Below are 3,392 nucleotides of genomic sequence, written 5' to 3'. Positions count from 1 at the left end.
AACTGCTAACTGCTAACTGCTAACTGCTAACTGCTAACTCCTAACTCCTAACTCCTAACTCCTAACTCCTAACTCCTAACTCCTAACTCCTAACTCCTAACTCCTAACTCCTAACTCCTAACTCCTAACTCTTAAATTTATACACCCAATATTTTGTAGAGCAAGCTGTTAATTATAGTCAGTGCAAATGCCCCAATAACAGCACTCCAAATGCCGTAACGCAAGCGAAAGCCCTCCACTAACCAAGCAGCAATACTAAAACAAACCACGGCAATCATAAAGGTGAAAATGCCGGATAATAAATCTAAGGTAAGTAAATTTGGTACTGCAAAAACGAGACTTAAAATCGGTCTGACTATTGCCGTTACGATACCAAGCACTGCGGCAGAAAAGAAGGCTTTACCTGGAGTGTCAATTTCGACTCCCAGAGGCAATTTGCTAATAATCAACAAGCTGATAGCTGTTACTACCCAAACAATTAAAAGCGTCACAATATTCATGCCACAACCCCTGAAACGTGAATGGCAATTGGTGATAAATTACTTCAGTTTATCGGTGGAAAAATCTTTAAAGCTCAACCAATTATTTATAAATTAGCAGTAAATTTTTCTCTAGCCGAATTTTATTTCAGATATCTTTAGGTTTGGGAAAGAGATTGGAGAGAAATGGGGAGTGGGGGAGATGAGGGAGATGAGGGAGATGAGGGGGAATTATTGAACAAGTCTAAGTCTCTTCCTTGTCTATTCTCCATGCCCAATGCCCCATACCCCATGCCCAATGCCCAATGCCCAATGCCCAATGCCCAATGCCCCATATCCCTATATCATCTTTTAAGAGGAGGTTGGGTTTGTTTGGGTGCTACAGGCGCTTGAGATGCTGGTGGGTTTGAAATACCAGGATTGATAGGACTGATGCCTTGTCCAGTTGGAGGCTGACTTATACTAGGAAAGGGTACAGAATTAGGTGCTAAGGGAAATTTAGGGGTAATATTCCCTTCAGGATTGATACCTGGAACTGGTGCAGCACCAGGATTGATTGGGAAAGAAGGAACAGTCGGCTGGTTAAGTGAGTTTATGGGTGGTTGAGATGGGCCAGGAATAATGCCCAAAGAAACGCGATCGCCCCCTACTTGCCGCAGTAAGTCCAATGTCTCAATTACATCATTGTAAGTTGCTGTCCGTGAAGCATTCAGCACAACAACAGCATTGGGATTTTGTTGGAGATACTGTTTTAAACTCTGTCTCAAATCTTCCTGTTTTACAGGTTGCTTTTCTATGTAAGTATTACCAACGGCATCAATAGTCACAATCACACTTCCAGTCTGTGACGTTATCCCAGATATGCTACTAGGGCTGGCTTTAGGCAAATCAACATTGATTGCCTGTTGCCTTGTAAATTGTAATGCCGCTAACAAAAAAAATGTCAGAATACAAAAAACGACATCAATTAAAGGGATGATTTGAATTTGGACTTCTTCAATTGGAGTATGTAGATTAACTTTCATGTCTTACTCTAAAATCTGGTTCGGGGGTTGAATTTTTGACTATTAATTAGCTGTATTCGGGGGTTCAGGAGGTTCAGGAAGCCTAGTCTTTCCTGGCTTGCGGGGTGGAGTGAAATTTTCGCGTACAATTGCTGATGTACTATTGCTAAAATCAGGTGGGGACTGGCGATAGAGCAATTCCATCTCATTTCCTGCCTTCCGAAAAACTTTGACTTGGTTGACTACAAAACTTTGAAATAGGCGGTAAAATACCAAAGCAATAATCGCAACTATTAGCCCACTTGCCGTACTAATTAAGGATTCACCAATACCAGTAGTCACCCCAGCGGTGGATTCAGTTCCCAAATCGCCAATTCTAATTGAGCGCAGAGAGTGGATTAAACCCAAAACTGTGCCCAACAATCCTAGCAGTGGCGCTAGGGCGATCACAGCTTCTAAAAGTTTTTCGCCCCGCCGCATCCCAGCTAATTCGTCTTCTGCTGTAGCCTCTAGTGCGAGTCGAAAGGTTTCCGCATCGTTTTTCGTTAAGCGTAGAGGGGCGTAGAGAAAACGCCCGACAGGCTGATCGCTTGCTTGTTTAGCGATGTCCGCAGCTAATTCCCAGTTATCTTGGGCAGCATCCAGGATGCGATCGACTATTTGCTTTTCTTGAGTCAAAATTCGCAACCAGAACCACAAACGCTCAAAAATCACACTTACAGCCAGAATTGATAGAACAAGCATTGGCCACATCGCTGGCCCGCCCTTATAAAACAAATCTAAAATATCCACTGTTTAAGTTTCCTCCCTCCATGACTAAAGCAAATGTGCTAAGGCATTTTAATTCTAGAGATTAATGCAAAATGAGGGACTTCCAAAATATAAATTTCTCGAAAACCTCAAAAAACAGGCGTATTTGACTGCGACTGCTATACAAACTTGATGCTGGGTAAGCAATTGAATGATAGACCGATAATTTTTGGCATACTTTTGCTAGACTTCCTTGTAACCTGGGTTTCACCACAAGATATTTTCACGTAAAGGAGAGCAAATTTTGGCAGCAGTCCGAGTCCGCCAGCATGTTAATCCACTTGGTAAAAAGTATCAAACACCAGCAAGTCCCCAAGACTTGGAAAAAATTTATGTAAAGCCAAATCAACCACTACATTTAGATATTGGCTGCGCTAAAGGAGTATTTTTATTGAATATGTCCAAGATAGAACCCAATTGGAATTATCTAGGCTTAGAAATTCGGGAACCGCTGGTGGTGGAGGCGAATAAGTTACGTTCTGAGTTAGGTTTAACAAACCTGCACTATTTATTTTGTAATGTGAATAACTCACTGCACTCACTTTTATCTTCCCTCCCTTCAGGAAGTTTACAACGCGTTACAATTCAATTTCCCGATCCTTGGTTTAAAACCCGCCATGCGAAACGTCGTGTAGTCCAACCAGAACTAGTGGTAGATTTAGCTAAGTATCTTGCGGTTGGAGGGTTGGTATTTCTGCAATCAGATATGGAATTTATCGCTGTGGAAATGCGCGATCGCTTTGCAGAAAATCCAGCTTTTGAGAAAATTGGTACAGGAGAATGGTTGGCTGAGAACCCCCTACAAGTGCCTACAGAAAGGGAAACATATACCCAAAATAAGGGTGAACCTGTTTATCGAGCTTTGTTTGTCAGGCGAGAAGTTGTGAATGAGGAGTAGTTATAGTTATAGTGCGATCATGCGATCATCTAGCGCTATGGCAAATATGGCTTGTTATCTTGAAATTGTAGAGTTTATATGTTTGGCTCTTCAGTACATAGTATGCGTGAACTACCCCAACTTACCGAGTACGGTTGAAGTTGGGGCTTCTGTAATCACGGGGGAGTGCCTAAATTTAGACTTTCGCCCAAGAATAGGACT

At 42.1% G+C, this 3,392-nt stretch carries 5 protein-coding genes; 1 reads left to right on the top strand and 4 read right to left on the bottom strand.

What is annotated here, in order from left to right:
* Nucleotides 1-137: 137 nt before the first annotated feature.
* The 4 genes from V7K67_RS02045 to V7K67_RS02030 form a co-directional block, all read right to left on the bottom strand.
* Nucleotides 138-500 (bottom strand): phage holin family protein, encoded by a 363-nt coding sequence (locus V7K67_RS02045; RefSeq protein ID WP_334708731.1) that lies wholly within the window; start codon nt 498-500, stop codon nt 138-140.
* A 137-nt stretch (nt 501-637) separates the two neighbouring features.
* The gene (locus tag V7K67_RS02040; RefSeq protein ID WP_335165055.1) at nt 638-814 is read right to left on the bottom strand and encodes a hypothetical protein; all 177 of its coding nucleotides are present in this window, start codon (nt 812-814) and stop codon (nt 638-640) included.
* Nucleotides 815-823: 9 nt separating this feature from the next.
* Complete coding sequence (locus V7K67_RS02035; protein WP_335165053.1) at nt 824-1,504, bottom strand: ExbD/TolR family protein; 681 nt, start codon at nt 1,502-1,504, stop codon at nt 824-826.
* A 42-nt stretch (nt 1,505-1,546) separates the two neighbouring features.
* Nucleotides 1,547-2,275, bottom strand: coding sequence for a MotA/TolQ/ExbB proton channel family protein (locus tag V7K67_RS02030; RefSeq protein ID WP_334733304.1), 729 nt, complete (start codon nt 2,273-2,275; stop codon nt 1,547-1,549).
* A 262-nt stretch (nt 2,276-2,537) separates the two neighbouring features.
* On the opposite strand from V7K67_RS02030, the gene trmB reads away from it, so the two are divergent.
* Nucleotides 2,538-3,191 carry a tRNA (guanosine(46)-N7)-methyltransferase TrmB gene (gene trmB, locus V7K67_RS02025; protein ID WP_334708727.1) on the top strand — a complete coding sequence of 218 codons (654 nt, stop codon included), beginning with the start codon at nt 2,538-2,540 and terminating at the stop codon, nt 3,189-3,191.
* The last annotated feature ends 201 nt before the right edge of the window (nt 3,192-3,392 follow it).

The organism is Nostoc sp. (assembly GCF_036917155.1).
Lineage (GTDB): Bacteria > Cyanobacteriota > Cyanobacteriia > Cyanobacteriales > Nostocaceae > Nostoc.
Note: the sequence above shows the minus strand (reverse complement) of the source record. Positions and strands in the feature narration are given on the sequence as shown.

What these genes read in the sequence shown, in the direction of transcription:
- V7K67_RS02045 (WP_334708731.1), bottom strand. Translation starts at nt 500, where the DNA reads ATGAATATTGTGACGCTTTTAATTGTTTGGGTAGTAACAGCTATCAGC.
- V7K67_RS02035 (WP_335165053.1), bottom strand. Translation starts at nt 1,504, where the DNA reads ATGAAAGTTAATCTACATACTCCAATTGAAGAAGTCCAAATTCAAATC.
- V7K67_RS02040 (WP_335165055.1), bottom strand. Translation starts at nt 814, where the DNA reads ATGGGGCATTGGGCATTGGGCATTGGGCATTGGGCATTGGGCATGGGG.